The sequence below is a fragment of the Shinella sp. R2-11 genome (genome assembly GCF_055330205.1).
Window position 1 is genome coordinate 470,392 of record NZ_JBVAPC010000001.1, and the last position, 21,485, is coordinate 491,876.

Consider the following 21,485-nt stretch of genomic DNA (forward strand, 5'->3'; position numbering starts at 1 on the left):
AGACATGACACTGAGGACACTTCTGGCGACGACCGTCGCGCTCACATTCGCCGGGCAGGCGCTGGCGCAGGACTTCAACGACCCGGCCGAGTTCAAGAAGCAGCGCGAGCAGCTTTCGATGACGCCGCAGGGACCGGAAGGCCAGCCCTGGGCGCAGCATCTCGGCGACGGCATGGTCGACACGGCGAAATACAGGAAGGATGGCCAGGTCACGCTCTGCGTCTCCAATGCCGGCGTCTTCAATCCCTGGCGCGTCGTCGGCCTCAACAACCTCAATGCCGAGGCCGAGCTGCACAAGGACCGCCTCAAGGAGCTGATCGTCGTCGATGCCGAGGGCAAGGACGACAAGCAGATCTCCGATATCGAGGCCCTCGTCAGCGGCGGCAAGTGCGATGCGCTGATCGTCTCGCCGAACACGACGGCGGCGCTCACCCCGGCCGTGGAAGCGGCCTGCGGCAAGCTTCCGGTCATCGTCTTCGACCGCGGCGTCAATACGAGCTGCCCGGTGACCTATATCCACCCGGTCGGCGGCTACGGCTTCGGCATCACCTCGGGCGAGTTCATCGCCGGCAAGCTGAAGAAGGGCGACAATGTGCTGGCGCTGCGCATCATGCCGGGCGTCGACGTGCTGGAGACCCGCTATTCGGCCGCCAAGAACATCTTCGACGAGGCCGGCATCAACGTGATCGGCTCGGAATTCACCGGCAGCGACCGGGCGAAGACCAAGTCCGTCGTCGAGGACTACATCAACCGCGGCGAGAAGATCGATGCGGTCTGGATGGATGCCGGCGATACGGCGACGGCGGCGCTCGAAGCCTTCGAGGATGCGGGCCTTCCCTATCCGGTCATCAGCGGCGAGGACCAGCAGGACTTCCTGCGCAAGTGGCAGTCGGAGAAGCTGACGGCGATCGGTCCGTCCTACCCGACCTACCAGTGGCGCACGGCCGTCATCGCGGCCCTCGACGTGCTGGACGGCAAGGCGGTTCCCGGCCCCGAATGGGTGCTGCCGCAGCCGGCGATCACCGAGGACGTTCTGGCGAACTATGTCGACGAGCGCATGCCGCCGCTGCACTACAGCCTCTGCGGCTGCCAGGAGCTGCCGGGCTACCCGGAACGCTGGGGCGGCAAGAAGTAGTCAAGGCATGGACGAGAGGGCGAACCTCGCCCTCTCGTCGGACCTGACCCGAGGCGCGTTCTGATGCCGCCTCGCGATGCATCAGCCCCTCAAGCGGGGCTGGTGCCCGTGTTTCCATTCCTGCGTTGCGCGGATGTCAGGATGTCAGCGCGTCCGGGCCGGCGCCGCAGACGATCGCGCAAATCTTCTCGCCGGGCTTCACGGCGACACGCCCCTGCTGCAGGGCCGCGATGGCGGCGGCACCGCTGAGGTCGGCGGCAAGGCCCATTTCGAACCAGAGCCATTTTGCGGCGGCGGCCATCTCCGCGTCCTCCACAAGCACGATCCCGTCGACATTCTTGCGGACGATGTCGAAGATGCGGGGATCCGTATGCGAGCACGACATGGTCGCGACCGAGGTGGTCGCGCGGCCGATATCGATGTTGCGTCCGGCCTCCAGCGAGCGCAGCAGGGTGGGCGAGCCGGCGGCGGCGATGCCGATAATGCGGATATGCGGGGCGATGCTCTTGATGGCGGTCGACACGCCGCTGATCAGCCCGCCGCCGCCGATCGCGACGAGGACCGTGTCGACATCGGCGACCTGCTCCAGGATTTCCAGCCCCACCGTGCCCTGTCCGGCGACGACGAGGGGATCGGCGAAGGGATGGAAATAGGCCGCGCCCGTCCGCTCGCAGAAGGCGAGCGCCGCCTCGTTGGCTTCCTGCCATGCGGTGCCGACGATCACGGTATCCGCGCCCCATTCGCGCAGCTTGGCGATCTTGGCGGGCGTCGCGTTTTCCGGCAGGAAGATCGTGGTCTTGACGCCGGCCAGATGGCCCGCACGCGCAGTCGCAAGGCCGTGGTTACCCCCGGAAGCGGCCACGATGCCACCCGCCAGCTGCTCGCGCGGCGTGGTCCGCAGCCGGTTGGTCGCCCCGCGCGCCTTGAACGAACCCGTCACCTGGAGAAGCTCCAGCTTGAGCATGGGTTCGACACCGCCGGGAAGCGCGGTCTTCAACTGGTCCGCGCGGATGACGGGCGTCCGGCGAATACCGTCCGCGATGCGGTCCCTGGCGGCGCGGATATCGTCTAGTCCGATCATGGCTGTCTCCGGAAATCATGGGAGCGGGACGGGCAGGCGAACCGGCCGTGCGGCCGGGTGACTTGAGCTTCTTTAAACATGGTCCGGCCGGGGCGTAAACGATATATGCACATCTGTCTGAAATACCGGACACTCTATCGAAGGCCGCAAGCGCGATGTGTCGTTCAACGTGTATCTGCGGCATCAATCGCCGCCCGGCCTCGGCGCGGCACGTTGCGCTCTGCCGGGGTTTCGGGCATGGATGCCACGCTGCCCCGGATGGCGGACGAGAACGCATCGTTTCATCCGCCGATTCTCGGCAAAACCATTCTTTGACCAACAGGGAGACTTTCCATGATCAAGCGTATCAAGCCCGGCCAGCGCTTCTGCGGCGCCGTCGTCGTCAACGGCGTCGTCACCACGGCCGGCGTGACCGGCGCGGGCGCCGACACCGTCGCGCAGACCCGCGACATCCTGGCCCAGATCGACGCCCTGCTCGCCGAGGCCGGTACCTCCAAGGCCAAGCTGATCAGCGCCAGCATCTGGCTCCGCGACATTGCCCATTTCGGCCAGATGAACACGGTCTGGGACGAGTGGATCGACAAGGACAACCTGCCGGTCCGCGCCACCGTGGAAGCCCGTCTTGCCGCACCGGAACTGCTGGTCGAGATCCAGGTGACCGCGCTCGTCTGAGGCGGTTCACGATTGATGCAGGAAGGCCGGGACGCGTGAGGCGGTCCCGGCCTTTTTCGTCAGGAAATGATCAGCGGCTGGCTGTGCAGGTAGCGCGCGACCTTGCGCTTGGCCGCGATGTCGGCCCAGACCAGTTCGATGTCGCTCGCCTTGAGCCCCGTCGCCTCTGCGACCGCATCGGCGGGCACGGCATTTTCGAGGCCGTAGAGGCAGATGTCCATCTTGTCGTAGGGCAGGGCGAAATAGAATTCCTCCTGGGTCTGCGGCAGCGAATAGGTATCGGTGGTCGGCGGGCGGGAGAGGATTTCGGCCGGCACGCCGAGATGGGCGGCGAGCTGGTAGACCTGCGACTTGTAGAGATGGGCGATCGGCTTGATGTCGGCCGCGCCGTCGCCGTTCTTGACGAAGAAGCCCTGGTCGTATTCCAGCCGGTTCGGCGTGCCGAGCACGGCGAAGTTCAGCCGGTCGGCATGGTAGTATTCGAGCTGCTTGCGGGTGCGCTGCTTCATGTTCGTCGCCGCGACGATGCCGAGATAGGCGCCGGCGCCGAGGCGCACCTTGCGCGTCTCGCCCTGCGGCGAGCGGACGACCAGCGAGGAGATGTTGTAGCCCCCCGTCGTCATCGGATTGTCGAAGACGATCTTGGAGGCCCAGCCCGCCCCATATTCCGGCACCGCCTCGCGGATGAAGGCATCGCGCCGCTCGTAGCATCCCATCGCCGCGAGCGCCGGCCCGATGTCCTCCACGACGCTGTCGATACCGAAGGTTTCCGCCACGCTCCGCCCGAGCCGCAGGCTCTCCGGATCGGAATCGTTTTCCGGCATGAAGAGCGCGAAGACGTTCTTCGCGCCGAGCGCCCGCACGGCCAGCGCCGCCGAGACAGAGGAATCGATGCCGCCCGAAAGGCCGAGCACGAGGCCGCGCTTGCGCAGGTCGAGGCGCAGCCGCTCGCGCATCCATGTCGTGATGCGCTCCACCTCCGCTTCGGGATCGAGCACCAGCGGGGCGAAGGCGGGCCTGTGGGATGTCTGTGCGGTCATGCGTTCGATCCTGTGATGGGGATGGGCTCGGCGGCAAGCCTGCGGCTTGCCTTGCCGGAATCGGTTCTTGGCAGGGACTGCCGGAATTCGACGATCTTCGGGACCATGTGGTCCTCGAGGTTCTGCGCGCAGAAGCGCATCACGTCCCGTTCGGTGAGGGCCGTATCCGAGGCGACGACGAGCGCCTTGACGGCCTGCCCGAGAACATCGTGGGGAACGCCGACGACGAGGGCTTCGGCAATGCCGGGCATGCGGTGCAGCACGTCTTCCACCGCCTTGGGCGCGACCTTCTCGCCGCGGGACTTGATGATGTCGTCCGTGCGCGAAACGAAGGTGAGATAGCCGTCCGCATCCGCGGTGAAGAGGTCGCCGGTATGGAGGCGCATCGCGCCGGTCCGCGGATCCGGGCGCAGCGCCTTGCGGGTCGCCGCCTCGTTCCGCCAGTAGCCGCGCATCACGTTCGCGCCGGTGACGACCAGCTCGCCGACGGTGCCGGGGGGGACGGCAACGCCTGCCTCGTCCACGACCTCGGTCCGCACGCCGGGAATGGCGATGCCGACCGAGCCGCGACGGGCCTCGATCTCCCCGGGCGGCAGATAGGCGATGCGGGTGCATTCGGTCTGGCCGTACATGCAGAAGACGCGGACATGCGGCAGGAAGGCGCGCAGCCAGTCGAGATGGGCCGGCGGCAGCGGTGCGGCGGCGCTGGTGATGTAGCGAAGGCTCGCAAAGAGCGAAGGATCGAGGTCTCGCGCCTGCATCATCATCGCGGCCATGGCCGGCACCAGGGCGAACCCGGTGACGCGCTCGTCGCGGATCTTCTCGAAGACCGCCTGCGGAAAGGCGAAGGATTTCTCGATCACCAGCGTCGCGCCCGTCAGCATCGCGGTCACGAGCTGGTTGAGCCCGTAGCCGAAGGACATCGGCAGGACGACGAGGAGCGTGTCGGCGGCGGTGTTTTCGAGATAGAAGGCGATGGAGCGGGCCGCGGCATCCATGTTGTCATGGGCGAGCATCACGCCCTTCGGCACGCCGGTCGAGCCCGACGTATAGATCAATGCGGCAAGGTCGCTGTCCGGTAGGTCTTCCGCGGGCAATGGCGCGGCGTTCAGCCCGGCCTCGAAGCTGCCCGCCTCTCCCGCCGCGAGGCGCGGCGCATCGGCAAGCTCCGCGACGCCCGTGACGAGCCGTTCGAGCCGCGCCTCGGTTATCACGAGGGCGGGCGTGCAGTCGGCGGCGATCTGCGAAAGGCGGGGGGCCTTCGTCGATGGATTGACCGGGCAGATGACGGCGCCCGCCAGCCAGGTGGCGAGGACGGCGACGGCGGCCTGCCAGCCATTGTCGAGCAGGATGAGGACACGATCGCCGCGAGCGACACCGCCGGCCCGGAGCGTCGTTGCCATGCGGGCGGAAAGATCGAGGAAGCGGTCGTAGCTCAGCCGCAGGTCGCCCGCGACGATGGCGATCCTCGCCCCGTCCCGTGCTGCGCTCTGCCGGAGATATTGCTCGATCCGCATGGCCGGTTTCCGCCTTCAGGCCGCCTGCTTGCGCGCGATGAAGCCGGCGATCCGCTCGATCGTGTCGAGATTGGCCGGCACGATGTCCGCGTCCGCGACCTTGATGGCGAAGCGTTCCTCGAGGAAGCCGACCAGTTCGAGGATGCCGGTGGAATCGATCAGGTCGTTGTCGATCAGGGACAGATCGGCCGGCAGGGGGTGGCTCTCGTCGCCGAACAGGAAGTTCTCGACGATGAAGGCGCGGATCGTGGCTTGGGTTTCTGCGGTCATTCTCAGCTTCTTCCGATGCTCGATAGGGGTTGTGACGATTGCGCGGCCGTGCCGTCGCGCAGGAGTTGGGTCGAGAGGACGCCGATGAAGGCGGCGTTGTCGCGAAAGCCCGTGGCCTCGCCCTTGAGGACCTTTTCCTTCAGCTTGCCGACCGCCTGCACACTGAACAGCCCGGCTTCAGTGAGCCGCTCCGGCGCGAGCACGGTGTCGAGGGCCTTCGCCGCGCCGGCAAAGGCCTCGGCATCGGGGGCGCGATAGGGCTGCTTGGCGCGGTCGATGATCCGGGCCGGCACGAGGCCGCGGGCGGCCTCCTTGAGGATGTGCTTTTCGCGAAGCCCGCGCAGCTTCGCATCAGGCGAGAGCCCGGCGGCAAAGGACACGACCTGCGGATCGAGGAACGGGAAGCGCCCCTCGACGGCATTCGCCATCATCACGCGGTCGCCCTGGCTGGAGAGGAGATAGCCGGGCAGGAAGAAGGCGGTTTCCAGATATTGCGCCTGATGCAGTGGATGCCAGCGGGAGAAGTCGGGCGGCAGCTGCGCGGCAAGATCCGCCGCGGCATCGTAGTCGCCGATGGCCTCCTTCAGCGCGGCGGAAAAGAACAGCTTTGCCGCGGCGGTGGAGCGGAAGCGCGGCCGGTGGGAGTAAAGCGGATCGTCGAGCGCCTCGGAGCCGAAGGCGAAGAAGCGGGCGAGATAGTCCGGCGTCTGCTGCTTCAGGCCCGGCAGATAGGGATAGAGCCGCTGGAAGAGGCGGGTGCGCCGGGCGGATTGCGGCATGCGGCCGCAAAAGCGCCGGACGCGCGCTTCCCGGAAAATGTCGTATCCGGCGAAGATCTCGTCCGCGCCTTCGCCGGTCAGCACGACCTTCATGCCCCGCTCGCGCACCCGCGCCGAGAGCAGGTGGAGCGGGACGGGCGCCGTGCGCAGGATGGGGCAGCCGATATGCCGCATGGCCTCGGGCATCCGTGCGGCGATCCCGGCGGAAGAGCATTCGACGCTGTCCGCCTCCGCATCCAGCGTCGCGGCCATCTCCCGCTGCCAGTCGCGCTCGTCATGTTCGGCGCTGCGGAAGGTCAGCGAGAAGGTCCTGAGGCCGTGCGTCACCGTCCGCGCCGCGAGCGCGGCAACGAGGGAGGAGTCGAGGCCGCCGGAGAGATAGGCGCCCACGGGCACGTCGGCGCGCAGGCGGATGCGCGTGGCATCCTCCAGCAGCGCGCGCAGCTCCTCGGCCTGCTCCTCCACCCGGCGCGGCGGGGGCGCGTCATCCCGGTCGGGATAGGAAAGCTGCCACCAGGGCCGGATCGTGCGCTCGCCGTCCTTCACGATCATCATGTGGCCGGGCGGCAGTTCCGATATGCCGCGATAGGCCGTGCGCGGCGGAATGGGGCACCAGAGCGTGAAGATCTGGTCGAGCGCCACCGGGTCGATCTCGGTAGCCATGCCCGGCAGGGCGAGGAGCGCGCCCGGCTCGGAGGCGAAGAAGAGCGTGCCCTCATGTTCGGTATAGAACAGCGGGCGCACGCCCATGCGGTCGCGGGCGAGGACCAGCGTGCGGGTCGCGGCATCGTGCAGCGCGAAGGCGAAGTCGCCGTTGAAATCCGCAAGGCAGTCGAGGCCCTTCTGCGCATAAGCAGCGAGCAGCACCTCCGTATCCGAGGCGGTGCGGAAACGATGACCGCGCGCCTTCAGGTCCTCGCGCAGCTCCACATAGTTGAAGATCTCGCCGTTGAAGGAGACGGCGAGCCTGCCGTCCTCGCACGTCATCGGCTGCGCGCCGTCCTGAAGGCCGACGATGGAAAGGCGGGTATGGGCAAGGCCGGTCTCGCCGCGAACGAGAATCCCCTCGGCATCTGGCCCGCGATGCCTGAGCGCCGCCACCATGTGGCCGAGGCATTCTGCCGCCCGGTCCGGGGCGATGGCGCTGCCGTGATATCCCGCTATCCCGCACATCGCCGCTACTCGAAACGGTCGCCGATGAGGCGGGTCCAGCCTTCTCCGACAAGGCCGTTGATGAAGGCCTTTCCGGCCGCCATGGCCTCGAGGAGCGCGGGGTCGCGGGTGTGGACGATCGTTGCGGCGCCATGGACGAAGGCGCATTTCTTGCCGACCATCGCCGGCAGGAGGGGCGGCAGGGTGCGACCGCGGATGGCGACCAGACCCCGCTCATATGCATTGCGGATAAGGCAGTCGATCACCACGGATTCCTGCCCCGGCGCGGCAAGAAGCTGTACCGTGCGACCGACGCCGCCGGCATCGCCGTAATAGAGATAGGCGCCGACCACCGCTCCCGAGCGGGCCTTGACCAGATGCTGGACACGCTCGCCATGAAATGCCTTGCGCTTGGCATGGCGCAGCATGGCTTCCAGCACCGGCGGCTCCCAGCGCGGGCGCAGGGCGAAGGCCTGGGCGAATTTCAGGAAAGCCGCGATGAAGTCGTCGTCGCTCGCCGGGACATCGACGAAGCTGTCCGCCTTGCCGGGAAGCGGCCTGTAGTGAAACCAGGCCGGCTTCTCGCCGCGCCGGCAGACGACGGCATCGGCAAGCCGGGCAAGCGGCCTTGCCACCCGTGTGAAGGGTAAGCGTCTCGCCACCGCCTCCAGCGCGAATGCGGAGGGTTTCAGGATCCGCAGCCATTCCAGGCTGTAGGGGCCGAGAACGCTCGCCCGCGCACCGCGCCACATCTCCGTCGATATCTCGTTCGCGGTTTCGCTGAAGGAAAGATCCTGCGGTCCGGAGAGGACTTCGCGCAGCAGGCGGGCGCCTGCAAAAGGATCGGGGTCCCTGTCGTCGCTGACGAAGCTGCCGCAATTGGCCGCCAGCAGGCGTCGCCCGTCGAATTCCATTTCCACCGGCAGGACGCCGAGGAAAGCCGAAACCGTTCCGTCCCCGCGGACATGCACGCGCGAGGTCAGGCCGGTGCGAAGGCTTTCGCCGTCGAGGAAAAGCGTGCCGAGATAGGATTTGAGATCGGCGCTGGCCGGGGCGTCGGTCTTGCGCAGCAGGCGCTGGAAAAGGTCCGCGACCGTCCCGATGTCCCCCGCCTCAAATGAACGTACGCTCGACATTTCAACCCACCCGGAGGCCGTCCCGTCCGGTTCCCCGCGGACGGCAGACGCCACAAGCCTGCTTACGGGAGACGGATGAAGAAAAGGTCAAGGAACGGCGGTGCCGGCCCGGTAAGGGCGGGTTCCGGGGCGTTGCGGGCGTTCGAAAGCCGTTTATCGTAAAGACTATTCTAATATCCGGGAAGGGAAGCCGCGCAGCATACGGCCGCCTGCGCCTTGTTTTGGCGCGATTCCCCGCGCAAAAGGCTGTTACTCTCACCCGAATGCTTTAGAACACGAGCGATGTTGACCCGCCTTATCCGTATCGGCGCCTGGCTTGCCCTTGCCGCCATCCTCTTCGTGACGGTCTCGCCGATCGGCTACCGGCCGCATGACGTGGTTTCGACCGATTTCGACCGGGCAGCCGCCTATGCGGTCCTGTCGGCGCTGTTCGTCTTCGCCTATCCGCGCCATCGCCTTGCGATCGCCGTGCTGGTGGTGCTGGTGGCGGGCGGGGCGGAGCTGTTCCAGTTCATCTCCCCGACACGGCACCCGCACCTTGCCGATGCGGCAGTGAAGGCTGCGGGCGGCATCGGCGGGTTGTTCGCGGGCAGCCTGCTGCATTCCGGCATGGTGCAACTGTTTTCCGGCGCGCGCGAGGAGCCGGCTGTTCCCGCGGAGGAGCGCCGCTCCGTCTCCTGACCGGCACTCCCGGTTTCCCTCAGCCCTGCGGCGGCCGCCAGTCGGCGGAGGGGATGGTGTTGATCATCCAGGGCACGCCGAACCGGTCGATCAGCGAACCGAAGCCGGGCGACCAGAACGTCTCGTCGAAGGGCATGGCGGGCCGGCCGCCCTCGCAGAGCTGATCGTACCAGCGCTTGGCCTCCGTCTTGTCGGCGGTGTGCAGCGTGACGTCGAAGCCGTTCTTGGGCTTTTCGATATTCGGCGCCCAGGCGGCATCCATGTCCATGTCCGCCCCCATCAGCGCCTGATCGCCGACCTCCAGCCAGCAATGCATCAGCCAGTCCTTGTATTTCGGATCGCTGAGCGGCATGCCGGGCGGTCCATCGCCATAGGGAAAGGCGGCGGTGATCCTGCCGCCCAGGACCTTGGCATAGAATTCGAATGCCTCCCGGCACTGTCCCTGGAAACTCAGGCTGGTCACGATCTTCATGGTCGGCTCCTCCTTCTCCTCGTCGCCCGCATGCCGCAGCATGGGCGGGGCCGTAATGAATTGATATCAACGTAAATGGATCGGCAAGTCAACCCGCGGCCGGGCCATGGCTGATCTGCGGCAAGCCGGCGGTATGATCGGCCCGCCAAAAACGCCGATGCCGCCCGGCGATCACCGGGCGGCATGGCATGCGCAAAGAAGCGTCCGTCAGCCCGCGGCGAAGGGCACGGTCACGAAGGTCTGCGCATCCTGGCGCTGGACGAGGAGCAGCACGCCCTTGCGGCCGGCCTTGCCGGCCTGTGCGACCGCGGCCTTCGCCTCCCGGGCGGAGTGGACGGGCTTCTGGTTGATCGAGAGAATGACGTCGCCCGGCTGGAGGCCGGCATCGGCGGCCGGCTTGTCCGGGCTGACGCCCTCGACGATCGCGCCCGTCTCGCTTTCCGGCAGGCCGAGCGAATCGCGCACGTCCGGCGTCAGGTCGCCGAGCTGGACGCCGAGGGTCGGCACGCCCTGGGCGCCGGGAAGGCCGGGTTCGCTGCCCGTATCGGCGCTTGCCTGCTTGTCGGCGTCGTCATTGTTGCCGACCGTGATCGACAGGTCCTTGTTGCCGCCGTCGCGCCAGACCGTCAGGCTTTCCTTCGCGCCGGGCGAAAGATCGGCCACCATGCGCGACAGTTCGTGCGGCGAGTTCACGGCCTTGCCGGCCAGTGCCGTGATGACGTCGCCCGACCGTATGCCGGCCTTGGCGGCGGGGGTACCGTCATCGACCCGGGCCACGAGGGCGCCGACCGGCTTGGCAAGGCCGATGGCATCGGCGATGTCGGAGGTCACGGGCTGGATCTGCACGCCGATGAAGCCGTGCGCGATGGAGCCGTCCTTCATCAGCTTGGCCACGATGCCCTGCGCCTGGTCGGAAGGAATGGCGAAGCCGACGCCGACGCTGCCGCCGTTCGGCGAATAGATCGCGGTGTTGATGCCGACCACCTTGCCGTCGAGGCCGACGAGCGGGCCGCCGGAATTGCCGTGATTGATCGGCGCGTCGATCTGGATGAAGTCGTCATAGGGCCCGCTGTGCAGGTCGCGGCCGCGGGCCGAGACGATGCCGGCCGTCACCGTCGTGCCGATGCCGAAGGGATTGCCGATGGCGAGGATCGGGTCGCCGGCGCGCAGCTTGTCGGAATCGCCCCAGCCGATGGTGGCGAGCGGCTTGCCGCTTTCGATCTTGATCACCGCAAGGTCGGACTTCGGATCCGTGCCGACGAGCTTGGCCGGCAGTTCCGTGCCGTCGTCGAGCGTCACCTTGATCGTGCTCGCCTTGTCGATGACGTGGTTGTTCGTGACGATATAGCCGTCGCTGGTCAGTACGAAGCCGGAGCCCAGCGCTTCGGCCCGTTCGGTCGGGCGCTGCTGCGGCAGGGGGATCTGGCGTTCGCCGAAGAAGTCGCGGAACTGCTGGTCGAAGGGCGAATCGCCGCCGAACGGCGAGGCCCCGTCCTGCGAGGACGTGTTCTCCACCTTCAGCGTCGTCATGATGGTGACGACGGCCGGCTTGTCGGCCGCCACGATCGGCGCGAAGGAGCCCTGGGTGAGGGCGGAATTGAAGGTCTCCGGCGCCGCCGCTGCATGGGCGGCCCTGGCGCCGGCAAGGCTGGAGGCTGCCACCGGCACCACCAGCAGGGCAACGCCGAGAAGCGCTGCGACACGATGCTTTTCAAGAATCCTGGTCATGGTCGTCTTCCTTTGGTCAGCGCCCGGATGCCTGTGGTGCCGGCACCGGGCGCGCGGAACCGGACGGCTGCGAGGGCGGCCGGTTGCGTGTTCACGGGGGTGGGGTTTCCAGAGGGGCGGAGCGCCAGCGTGACGCCCGGCCCGCTCCTTGGCCGCCGCTGAGAGGGCCGGCGGCCGGCTATCCGGCGGGCGGAGTGTCGCCCGCCGGCAGAAGGGTCAGCTCATCCGGACGATATCCCGGTCGAGCTTGCGGATATCCTGCTGCAGGCGCTGGTAGTTGGCCTGCGGCAGGGCGCCGCCGTGCATGTCGGCGACCGTTATCGCGCGGCTGCGAATGGCGCCGGCCTCGCCTTCGAGCCTGCGATAGGCGCTGGCCGAGAGCCTGTGCATGGCCTCATCCCGGCGGATGGACTGCTGCGCGGAGCCGAGTTCACCCAGCACCCGGTCGAGGCGGACATGACGGACCATGAGGGGAGTGACGGTCGGGGTGTCCGACGGCTCCACGGTGGAATAGTCGAAGTCGCCCGAATTTTCGGTCACGGCCGGCGCATAATGGTGGCGACCCTCGTGGTGGTGCGAATGGTCGGCGGCAAGGGCGCCGCCGGCGGCGATCGAAAGAGCGAAGGTTGCGATTGTGATGGTTTTGAATGTCGAGCGCATGACGCGTCTCCTGGATGATTGGGAAAGGCGTGGCTTTCCCGCCGGCTGTCCGATGTCGTCGCGTCGTGGGTTCCATCTCCCACCGGCGGCATCCAGCCTGGCATCATCTATAGGCCCGCCGGGCCGCCGGGGTCATGTTACAATTAAATAAAGTTCCGATGGGCCGATTTGCCAAATTATTGCCCGGATCGGCGAGATCGCCTTGAGCATATGGCGATTTTTCCTTTGTAAAATCAAACCCTTGAAAGAAATCAGCGGAGCCGCGGTGCGCCGCGCGGTCCCGCCGAACATGACACGGCTGTAATCTTCGCCGCAGGGGCCGCCTATTTTGCAAGCCGTTGCTTGAGGCCGGCGATGATGCGCTCGGCCAGAGCATCATAATCTCCGTCGAAATGATGCCCGCCGTCGATGCCGATCGATTCCACGCCGGAGGCCTTCAGCGTCGGGCAGGGATCGTCGTCCTCGTCCGCGCCGTAGATGCATTGCACGCGCCTGGGGTCGATCTTCGCAATGTCCTTGACCGGATCGCCGCCCGCGCCTTCGCCGACGACGCCGAGCCAGCCGGACACGGAAATCTCGTAATCCACCTGATGCGACAGCGCCATGAGCGTGAGCTGCGGCACGCGCGCCTTGTCTTCCGGCGAAAGCAGGTTGTAGGTGGCGGGCAGGATATCGGCGCCGAAGGAATAGCCGATGAGCAGGACATGCTCCACGTTCCACTCGTTGCGGAAGGCCTCGATGATGCGCGCCAGGTCGTCCGCCGTTTCCTGCGGCTTGCGCTCGGACCAGAAGTAGCGCAGCGAATCCACCCCGACGACCGGAATGCCGCGCTGCTGCAGCGCGCCGGCCACCTGCTTGTCTATGTCGCGCCAGCCGCCGTCGCCGGAATAGACCACGGCCATCGTGTCATAGGCGGGCTTCGCCTTGAGGATGTCGAGCGGCAGGCCGAGCGGGGAATCCGTGTCGCCGGCCGCATCCATCCGGTCGGCGAGCGCCTGGGCCAGCGCTTCCGCCGGCGAGGCGGCCGCGTCGCGTATGTCGATATCGTCATGGGCGGCCTTGAGCGCGGCGACATGGTCGCGCCCGCCCTTGGGCGCCTTGTCGGTGAGAAGCACCGTGACGGCGGCGGGAAGCGGCCCGTCGGTCAGGCCGTAGATCGTGCGGCCGTCCGCCTTCGTCTTGGAGGCGGGCGTGCAGAGAACCTTGTCGAGCGGGATGCCGGCTTCGGGATCGACCACCACGGCCTCGTCGATGGTGGCCGCCGGGCTCTGCGCGATCATGGCGAGCGCCAGCGCGCCGCCCTCGCCGATGCCGGCAAGGACCGGCGGGTTGTAGCTCGTCGCGCCGCCCGCGCGCTGCACCTGATGGGCGAGCGACTCGACGTCGGAGATCATGTAGACGCAGTCGCCGTCGTCGGCCGCAAGCGTCTTCATATAGGCGGGGAAATCGATGCCGATGACGGCCGCGCCCTTCTCCACGAGGGCGGCGGCCTGCTTCTCCTCGTCGTCGCCCCATCCGGCGGCGCCGGAAATCAGGAAGACGCTCGCGTCGGGCGCGCCATCCGGCATGAGGATGTGGCCGGGAGGGATCATGCCGGTCGTGAATGTCCGGGGTGCGTCCTGCGCCGCAGCAGCCAGCGGCAGGAGGCCGGCGATGAGGCCGGCCGCTGCAAGAGAATGAAGAAGGCTCATTTGGCAATCACTCCTTTGACGCCGCCGCCGATTAGGAAGGTCACGTCCATCAGCGCCAGCGCCGCCCCCGTGCCGTTCGTCACCGCAAGATAGCGCGGTTCCCAGCGGGGATGGAACTTGGATTTGAAGGCGCGCAGGCCCTTGAAATTGTAGAACCGCTCGCCGTGCTCGAAGAGCGTGCCGCCGACCCGGTCCCAGACCGGGGCGGCCTCGCGCCGCGCCATGCCGGAAAGCGGCGCCATGCCGAGATTGAACTGCCGGTAGCCTTCGCCGCGCAGATAGTCGAGGATGCTGGCGAAGAGGAAATCCATCGTCCCCTTGGGCGCGTCGGGCGCAAAGCGCATCAGGTCGACGGTTGCTTCCGCCCTGGTGTCCGTCACCATCAGCGTGGCGAAGGCGACAATGCGATCCTCGATCCGCACGACGGCGACCGGCTGGGAAAGCACGTAGCCTTCCTCGAAGGCACCGAGGGAGAAGGTCTTCTCCTTGGCATTGTGGTGGGCGAGCCAGCTGTCGGAGACCGCGCGCAGCTCCGGCAGGATGGCGGCGACCTCGTCGGGACGGGCGACGGAGAAGGCGAGCCCGTCGCGCGCGCCGCGGCTGTAGGACTGCCGCAGGTTGGCGAAGCGGCTTCCCTTCATCTCGAAACTGGCAAGATCGATGATCGCAAGCTCGCCGAGCTTGAAGGCCCTCAGCCCCACATCGGCGCAGGCCGCAAGCAGCGCCGGTGAGATCTGGTAGAAAGCCGCCCGCCCGCCGCCAGCCCGCGCCGCGCCGACGAATTGCCAGACGAGTTCGGCGAACTCGTCCTCGACGCCGACGGGATCGGCGAGCGCGATCCACGAGCGGCCATGGATGCCGTACATGATGAAGGACCGGCCGGACGCGGAAAAGAGCAGCCGTTTGTCGCCGGAGCGCACGAGATTGGCGTCGGCCATGTCCTGCGCCATCGTGATCGCGACCGCCTGTTCCAGCTCGGCGGCGGTGGGACCTTCCGTGCGGAAATGGGCCGGCCGCAACAGGCTGAACAGGGCCAGCGCCGAGGCGGCGATGGCAAGGGCGAGGAGCGCGCGCAGGCCGCGCGGCGCTTCCTCGGAAAATTCGAACTGCCACCAGAGCTCGTGCGCATATTCCGTATCGCGGTAGACGAAGAGCAGGATGACGAAGGCGGTGGCGAGGATGACGCCGATCGCGGCCAGCCAGGAGGGGCCGAGCGCCTGGCGCAGCAGCGAGCTGTGCCGGTCGAAGGCGCGGGCATTGGCGATGAGCGCGACGATGAAGAGCGCAAGCAGCCCCGCCTCGACGACCGCGATGCCCTTGAGGAAGGCGAAGGCGAAGGCGACGCAGGCGCCGCCGAGCGCCACGAACCACGCCCCGTCCAGCCGCTGGCCGAGGCCGCGGGCGGCGACGATCAGCAGCAGCCCGAGCAGGCTCGACAGGAAATGCGCCCCTTCGACGATCGGGAGCGGCAGGTAGTTGGAGAGGAAATCGAGATTGGAATCGGGCGTCGGAACGACGCTCGAGAAGATCAGCATGGTGCCGAGCACCAGCGACAGGGTGGCGATCAGCGTCGGGGCGAGCTTGCCGGCGAGCTGCGCGGCTTCCGCAACACCCGGCCTCAGCACGAAATGCCGCGTCTCGGTGACCAGCAGCAGGACGGTGGCGAGCAGCAGCGGCAGGACATAGTAGATCAGCCGGTAGAGCACGAGGCTGCCGAGCAACTGGTCGATGCCGATCGCGTTGGAAAGGCCCGCCATGATGACGGCCTCGAACACGCCGAGACCGGCCGGGACATGGCTGAGCACGCCGAAGCCAATGGCCACCGCATAGACCGCAAGGAAGGTCGGCCAGCCGACATGGGTATCCGGCAGGAGGACATAGAGCACGGACGCGGCGGCGGCGATGTCGAGCGCCGAAACGAGGAACTGCCGCGATGTCGTGCGGCTGTCCGGCAGGCGCAGGGTCAGGCCCTTGAAGGAAAGGACATGGCCGTTGCGGCCGATATAGAACACCGTGACGAGCGCGACGAGGACGACGACGGCGATAGCGCGCAGCCAGAGCGCGTCGATACCGAGAATGCCGGCGACGCGCGGGGCGACGGCAAGGATCGCAAGCGCACTGACCGAGAGAAGGCCGAGGCCGAAGGACAGCGTGACGAAGGCGATGATACGCGCGATATCGCCCGGCAGGAGGCCGAGGCGGGAATAGGCGCGGAAGCGGATCGCGCCGCCGCTGAGCGGCCCGAAGCCCACTGTGTTGCCGACGGCATAGGCGATGAAGGCGGTCACGGCGATGGCGGGAAACGGCTTCCTGCGGCCGATATAGTCCAGCGCGTTGGAATCGTAGAAGATCAGCGCGAGGAAGCTGAGCCCGGTGAAGAGCGCGGCAAGTGCGATGGCGCTCCACGACGTCGCGGAAAGCGCCGCCAGGACCTCGTCGTAACGCACCTCGGCCGTCAGCCGGTAGACCCCGACCGCCACCAGCGCGAAGACCAGGAGGCTTGCCACGCCGAGAATGTAGAGCCGGTATGTCAGAAACGACCGGACGAGCCAGGATGCCCGATCCTCGGTGACCACGCTATTTTTGTCTGACATGAGTGCGACCCGTAATGCAGCAACGGGCGCATGTTATCCGCGGATGTGGCAAATATCGGACATATTCCACGGAACGCAAAAGAAGAGTGTGTGCCGCCTTCCGGCGACGCGAGCCTGCGTCGCCGGAGCATGCGATTTCGGGCCCGAAACGGGCGCTCAGTAGGTGGTCCGCCCGCCGGAAAGGTCGAAGGTCGCCGCGGTGGTGAAGCTGTTTTCCTTGGAGAGCAGCCAGGCGACCATGGAGGCGGCCTCGTCGACTTCGAGGAAGCGGCCGCGCGGGATGCGCGAGCGCATGTACTCGATGAATTCCGGGGTGAGCTGCTCGAGGATGCGCGTCTGTGCGGTCGCCGGGGTGATGCAGTTGACGGCGATGTCGTAGCCGGCGAGCTCCTTGCCGAGCGACTTGGTGAGCCCCATGACCGCGGCCTTGGAGGCCGAATAGGCGGCCGCGTTCGGATTGCCCTCCTTGCCAGCGACGGAGGCGATGTTGACGATGCGGCCGTAGTTGCGCTCCTTCATGCCGGGCACGAGGGCGCGGTTGACGTAGAAGGTGCCGTTGACGTTGATGTCGATGATCTTCTTCCACATGGCGATGTCGTAGGCGTCGAGTGGTGCTGCGGCGCCGGCGATCCCCGCCGAATTGACGAGCAGCGAGGCGGGAGCGGCGATCTCTTCGGTCCGCCGCCGGGCCGCGTCGACCTGCTCCCAGTCGGAAATGTCGACGACGGCGGTCGTTGCCGCGCCGCCGAGCGTCTCGCGCGCCGAAGCCAGCAGGCTTTCGTCGATATCCCAGAGCGTGACGGTGGCGCCGGAGGCGACGATGCGCTTGGCCATGGCGAAGCCCAGCCCCTGCGCCCCGCCCGTCACCACCGCGTGCTGGCCTGAAAGATCGATCTGGTTCATGGCTTCCTCCGGTTTGCGTTCTCTCCTCCGGCGCCACGCGCCGCTTGATCCGATCTATTATATTAGTGTAACAATCGCAACAAGGCGGCGGCGATTTTCGCGCCGCCGCGGGAGGAGATTTGCATGCGGGCAAGCGAGGCGAGGACGGTCGGGCGCACGGGATTGACGGTGACGGCCCTCGGCATGGGTACGGCGGCCATGGGCGGGCTTTACGCGCCGGTTTCGGCAGAGGCGTCGCTGGAGGCTCTCGAAGCGGCCTGGCAGGCGGGCATCCGCTATTTCGACAGCGCCCCGATGTACGGCCTCGGCCGGTCGGAGCACCTGCTGGGCCATTTCCTGCGCGAGAAGGCAGGCCCCGATGCGTCCTTCACGGTCAGCACGAAGGTCGGCCGGCTGATGGCGCGCGAGCGGCCGGGGCGTGACCTGCCGCCGGCGCCGCCGAAGAACCCGCTCGATTCGGGCTGGCACAACGGCCTGCCGTTCCGCGAGGTCTTCGACTATTCCTATGACGCCATCATGCGCAGCTTCGACGACAGCGGTCAGCGCACTGGCCTCGAACGGCTCGACCTTCTTTTCGTGCACGACATCGGCAGCGTCACCCATGGGGATGCGCAGGCGGGCCACTGGGCGGCGCTGACGAAGGGCGGCGGTTTCCGCGCACTGGAGGAGCTGAAGGCCGCGGGCCTTGTCGGCGGCTTCGGCCTCGGGGTGAACGAGGCGGCCGTCGTGCTCGATGCGATGAACGAAACCACCCTCGACTGCACGCTGCTCGCCGGCCGCCATACGCTTCTGGAACAGAATGCGCTCGACCTCTTTGAGAAGGCCCGGCATGCGGGCATGGGCATCATGATTGGCGGGGTGTTCAATTCCGGAATCCTCGCCGCCGGCCCCGGCGGCCACCGCAAGTTCAATTATCAGGACGTGCCCGAGGCCGTCGCACGGCGGGTGGACGCGCTGACGGCGGCCTGCGCGCGCTTCGGCGTGCCGCTTTCGGCCGCCGCCATCCAGTATCCGCTGCGCCATCCCGCCGTGACCGCGGTGCTGATCGGCCCGCGCGATGCCGGGCAGGTCCGGCAGAATGTTGAATGGTTCGAACAGGATGTGCCGGCGGAGCTCTGGCAGACGCTGGAGCGGGAAGGGCTTGCCGCCTGAAGGCCGCGGCCCCGTCGCGGGGCCGCGCCGGTCCTACATCGTCGCGCCGATGTTCCAGGGCACGAATTCGAGGTCGCCATAGCCGAGTTCTTCGGATCGCGTGCGTTCGCCGGAGGCGGTCCGGAGGATGAGGTCGAAGATCTGCCGTCCCTTTTCCTCCAGCGAAACGCCGTTCAGGACGTCGCCGCAGTCGATGTCCATGTCCTCCCGCATCTGCTCGTAGATATAGGAATTGGAGGCGAGCTTGATGGAGGGCGTCGGCTTGCAGCCGAAGGCGGAGCCCCGGCCGGTGGTGAAACAGAGGATATTGGCGCCGCCCGCGACCTGCCCGGTCGCCGATACCGGATCGTAGCCGGGCGTATCCATGAAGACGAGGCCCTTCGCGTCGACCGTGTCGGCATATTCGAAGACGGCGCGCAGGTTCGTCGAGCCGCCCTTCGCGGCCGCGCCGAGCGATTTTTCCAGGATCGTCGTGAGGCCGCCGAGCTTGTTGCCGGGGGAGGGGTTGTTGTTCATCTCCATGTTGTGGCGGGCGGTGTAGTCCTCCCACCAGCGGATCCGCTCGACGAGCTTTTCGCCGACGGCGCGACTTTCGGCGCGGCGGGTGAGGAGATGTTCGGCGCCGTAGATTTCCGGCGTCTCCGACAGGATGGCCGTGCCGCCCTGCTCGACGAGGAGGTCGACGGCCGCGCCGAGCGCCGGATTGGCGGTGATGCCCGAATAGCCATCGGAACCGCCACACTGGAGAGCGAGCATCAGCTCGGAGGCAGGCGCCGGCGTGCGCCTGTGGGCATTCACCACCGGCAGCATCTCCCGGATCGCCCGGACGCCGGCTTCCACCGTCTTGCGCGTGCCGCCCGTCTCCTGGATGGTCAGGGTGCGGAAGGTGATATTCTCCTCGACGCCATAAGTCTTCATCCAGCGGGGAATCTGGAAGACCTCGCAGCCGAGGCCGACCATCAGCACGCCGCCGACATTGGGATTGGTCGCAAAGCCCCATTGCGTCTTCTTGAGCAGGTCATGCGCCTCGCCGTTGACGTCGAGGCCGCATCCCGTGCCGTGCACCAGCGAGATGACCCCGTCGACATTCGGATAGTCCTTCAGGATGCCGGACTTGTTGATCTCCTCCGCGATGAAGCGGGCGGCGCTCGCCGAACAGTTTACCGATGTCAACACGGCGACGTAATTGCGCGTGCCGACCTTTCCATCGGCGCGGCGATAGCCGAGGAACGTCGCGCGCTCCGCATCCGGCAGCACCTGCGTCTCCTTCAGCCCCTCGCCGAACATGTAGTTCCGCTCGAAGGTGTGGATGTAGACATTGTGCTCGTGCACCCAGTCGCCCGGCGCGATGGACTCGCGGGCAAAGCCGATGACCTGGCCGTATTTGACGATCGGTTGGTCCTTGCCGATCGCCGTCATCGCCATCTTGTGGCCGCGCGGGATGCGCGCGGTCGCGGCGACCGCGCCGGCAAGGTCGCCCGGATTGAAGGGGTCGGTCACGAGGACGATGTTGTCGGCGGCGGAAAGCTGGATGAAACGGGCCATGGCATGCTCGGGCGGGTTCGCGCTGGGGCGTTCCGCGAAAGGTTGTGATATTTGAATACTAATATAACAGTAGCCGCGTGGTCAAGCACGCCTGCGCCCGGCATCGTGCGGGCATCGGTTGCCATGCGTCCCGGAAGGGCTGCCGGCGCGGCTGCCGGTCAGGCATACCGGTCAATCGTGATGGAAGACTTCCACCATCTGCGCCCACCATTCGCCGTCCTTGCGGGTGGCGAGCGGCTGCTGCAGGGGATCGCAGATCTCCCACCATTTCTGCATGGCGGGTGAGCGGGCCATCTCGGCGGCGTCGGCCGTAAAATCGCTGCCGTGATATTCCCAGTAGGCGAAGAGCAGGTTTTCCGGCTCGCGCAGGAAGATCGAATAATTGCGGATATTGGCTGCGCTGATGACCGCGAGCACATCCGGCCAGACAGCCGCGTGCAGCGCCTTGTATTCGTCGATCACCTCGGGTTTCAGCCCGATGCAAAGGCCCATTCGCTGCATGTCAGTCTCCGTGGGATTGGGGTGGCCGCTCAGCCGAAGGCATTGTTGGCGACGGCGACTTCCAGCGTGTTGCGGAGCGAGGTGTTGAGATGCTCGCGCATGGCATTGGCCGCCGCCTCGCCGTCATGGCGCTGCAGTGCCTTGAGGATCGCCTGGTGCTGCTGGATCGTCTGCTCGCCATAGCCCGGCTTGGGAATGGCGAGATAGCGGCCGCGGTCCATCTGCGCCTTGGATATGTCGACCGCCCGCCAGAGCATGTGGAAGCCGTTCACCTCGGCGATGGTGCGGTGGAAGGCGTCGTCGAGCTGGATGGCGTCGCTGTAGCGGCCGCGGGCGATCGCCGTGCGATGCGCGGCGATATTGTCTTCCAGCGCCTCGGCCTGCGCCTGCGTCAGCTTTTCGGCGGCCCGCCGCGCGCTTTCCATCTCCAGCGCATTGCGGATGACATAGGCCTCCTCGATGTCGCGGATGCTGATGCGCGCGACGAAGGTGCCCGTCTGGGCGAAGACGTTGACGAGGCCCTCGTCGCTGATGCGCTTGACGGCTTCGCGCACCGGCGTGCGGGAAACGCCGAGCGTCTGGGCGATGGCCATCTCGTTGATCGCCTCGCCTGGCTTCATCTGGCCGCTGACGATCAGGCCGCGGACCTTGTGATAGATCTGGTCGCGCAGCGGAAGGGATCGGTTGAGGTTGGATGCGTCGATGTCCATGGGCCGCCGTAATTTATAAAAGCCTGTTGAACCAAAGCACCCGGAATAACAGGATGTCAATGAAGG

General features: G+C 66.9%; 19 protein-coding genes. 4 read left to right on the top strand and 15 right to left on the bottom strand.

Going from position 1 to position 21,485, the window contains the following annotated elements; all coding sequences use genetic code 11:
• The first annotated feature begins 4 nt into the window (after positions 1-4).
• Positions 5-1,135 carry a substrate-binding domain-containing protein gene (locus ACZ1A1_RS02265; RefSeq protein ID WP_463618588.1) on the top strand — a complete coding sequence of 377 codons (1,131 nt, stop codon included), beginning with the start codon at positions 5-7 and terminating at the stop codon, positions 1,133-1,135.
• A 136-nt stretch (positions 1,136-1,271) separates the two neighbouring features.
• Here ACZ1A1_RS02265 and ACZ1A1_RS02270 read toward each other — a convergent pair whose 3' ends face one another.
• Positions 1,272-2,216 (bottom strand): threonine ammonia-lyase, encoded by a 945-nt coding sequence (locus ACZ1A1_RS02270; protein ID WP_463618589.1) that lies wholly within the window; start codon positions 2,214-2,216, stop codon positions 1,272-1,274.
• A 333-nt stretch (positions 2,217-2,549) separates the two neighbouring features.
• Here ACZ1A1_RS02270 and ACZ1A1_RS02275 point away from each other — a divergent pair, with 333 nt between their 5' ends.
• Entirely contained in the window at positions 2,550-2,888 is a 339-nt protein-coding gene (locus ACZ1A1_RS02275) for a RidA family protein (protein WP_463618590.1), read from the top strand.
• A 59-nt stretch (positions 2,889-2,947) separates the two neighbouring features.
• On the opposite strand, the gene nadE is transcribed toward ACZ1A1_RS02275, so the two are convergent.
• The 5 genes from nadE to ACZ1A1_RS02300 are packed head-to-tail and all read right to left on the bottom strand — an operon-like array spanning position 2,948 to position 8,782.
• The gene (nadE, locus tag ACZ1A1_RS02280; protein ID WP_463618591.1) at positions 2,948-3,928 is read right to left on the bottom strand and encodes an NAD(+) synthase; all 981 of its coding nucleotides are present in this window, start codon (positions 3,926-3,928) and stop codon (positions 2,948-2,950) included.
• Positions 3,925-5,445 carry a class I adenylate-forming enzyme family protein gene (locus ACZ1A1_RS02285; RefSeq protein WP_463618592.1) on the bottom strand — a complete coding sequence of 507 codons (1,521 nt, stop codon included), beginning with the start codon at positions 5,443-5,445 and terminating at the stop codon, positions 3,925-3,927. Before ACZ1A1_RS02285 ends, nadE begins: the two co-directional genes overlap by 4 nt.
• A gap of 15 nt (positions 5,446-5,460) precedes the next feature.
• Positions 5,461-5,715 carry an acyl carrier protein gene (locus ACZ1A1_RS02290; protein ID WP_313191931.1) on the bottom strand — a complete coding sequence of 85 codons (255 nt, stop codon included), beginning with the start codon at positions 5,713-5,715 and terminating at the stop codon, positions 5,461-5,463.
• 2 nt (positions 5,716-5,717) lie between these two features.
• A complete protein-coding gene (asnB, locus tag ACZ1A1_RS02295) occupies positions 5,718-7,667 on the bottom strand; it encodes an asparagine synthase (glutamine-hydrolyzing) (RefSeq protein ID WP_463618593.1) in 1,950 nt (649 codons plus the stop codon).
• A 5-nt stretch (positions 7,668-7,672) separates the two neighbouring features.
• Positions 7,673-8,782, bottom strand: a complete 1,110-nt coding sequence (locus tag ACZ1A1_RS02300; protein WP_463618594.1) for a hypothetical protein — start codon at positions 8,780-8,782, stop codon at positions 7,673-7,675.
• Between the two features lie 282 nt (positions 8,783-9,064).
• Here ACZ1A1_RS02300 and ACZ1A1_RS02305 point away from each other — a divergent pair, with 282 nt between their 5' ends.
• Positions 9,065-9,463, top strand: coding sequence for a VanZ family protein (locus ACZ1A1_RS02305; protein ID WP_463618595.1), 399 nt, complete (start codon positions 9,065-9,067; stop codon positions 9,461-9,463).
• Positions 9,464-9,482: 19 nt separating this feature from the next.
• Here ACZ1A1_RS02305 and ACZ1A1_RS02310 read toward each other — a convergent pair whose 3' ends face one another.
• The 6 genes from ACZ1A1_RS02310 to ACZ1A1_RS02335 form a co-directional block, all read right to left on the bottom strand.
• Positions 9,483-9,935, bottom strand: a complete 453-nt coding sequence (locus tag ACZ1A1_RS02310; RefSeq protein WP_463618596.1) for a VOC family protein — start codon at positions 9,933-9,935, stop codon at positions 9,483-9,485.
• Positions 9,936-10,142: 207 nt separating this feature from the next.
• The gene (locus ACZ1A1_RS02315; protein ID WP_463618597.1) at positions 10,143-11,663 is read right to left on the bottom strand and encodes a DegQ family serine endoprotease; all 1,521 of its coding nucleotides are present in this window, start codon (positions 11,661-11,663) and stop codon (positions 10,143-10,145) included.
• Positions 11,664-11,879: 216 nt separating this feature from the next.
• Positions 11,880-12,323: a hypothetical protein gene (locus tag ACZ1A1_RS02320; RefSeq protein WP_415214850.1), complete on the bottom strand. Its 444-nt coding sequence runs from the start codon at positions 12,321-12,323 to the stop codon at positions 11,880-11,882.
• 323 nt (positions 12,324-12,646) lie between these two features.
• Positions 12,647-14,014: a virulence factor family protein gene (locus tag ACZ1A1_RS02325; protein ID WP_463618598.1), complete on the bottom strand. Its 1,368-nt coding sequence runs from the start codon at positions 14,012-14,014 to the stop codon at positions 12,647-12,649.
• On the bottom strand, positions 14,011-16,608 hold the full coding sequence (gene mprF, locus ACZ1A1_RS02330) for a bifunctional lysylphosphatidylglycerol flippase/synthetase MprF (RefSeq protein WP_463618599.1): 2,598 nt from the start codon (positions 16,606-16,608) through the stop codon (positions 14,011-14,013). Before mprF ends, ACZ1A1_RS02325 begins: the two co-directional genes overlap by 4 nt.
• Positions 16,609-16,764: 156 nt before the next feature.
• Entirely contained in the window at positions 16,765-17,511 is a 747-nt protein-coding gene (locus ACZ1A1_RS02335) for an SDR family NAD(P)-dependent oxidoreductase (protein ID WP_463618600.1), read from the bottom strand.
• A 117-nt stretch (positions 17,512-17,628) separates the two neighbouring features.
• Here ACZ1A1_RS02335 and ACZ1A1_RS02340 point away from each other — a divergent pair, with 117 nt between their 5' ends.
• Complete coding sequence (locus tag ACZ1A1_RS02340) at positions 17,629-18,663, top strand: aldo/keto reductase (protein ID WP_463618948.1); 1,035 nt, start codon at positions 17,629-17,631, stop codon at positions 18,661-18,663.
• Positions 18,664-18,696: 33 nt separating this feature from the next.
• On the opposite strand, the gene ACZ1A1_RS02345 is transcribed toward ACZ1A1_RS02340, so the two are convergent.
• The 3 genes from ACZ1A1_RS02345 to ACZ1A1_RS02355 form a co-directional block, all read right to left on the bottom strand.
• Positions 18,697-20,208, bottom strand: coding sequence for a UxaA family hydrolase (locus ACZ1A1_RS02345; RefSeq protein ID WP_463618601.1), 1,512 nt, complete (start codon positions 20,206-20,208; stop codon positions 18,697-18,699).
• Between the two features lie 171 nt (positions 20,209-20,379).
• Entirely contained in the window at positions 20,380-20,709 is a 330-nt protein-coding gene (locus tag ACZ1A1_RS02350; RefSeq protein WP_119255315.1) for an L-rhamnose mutarotase, read from the bottom strand.
• Between the two features lie 29 nt (positions 20,710-20,738).
• Positions 20,739-21,419: a GntR family transcriptional regulator gene (locus ACZ1A1_RS02355; protein WP_463618602.1), complete on the bottom strand. Its 681-nt coding sequence runs from the start codon at positions 21,417-21,419 to the stop codon at positions 20,739-20,741.
• Positions 21,420-21,485: the final 66 nt, after the last annotated feature.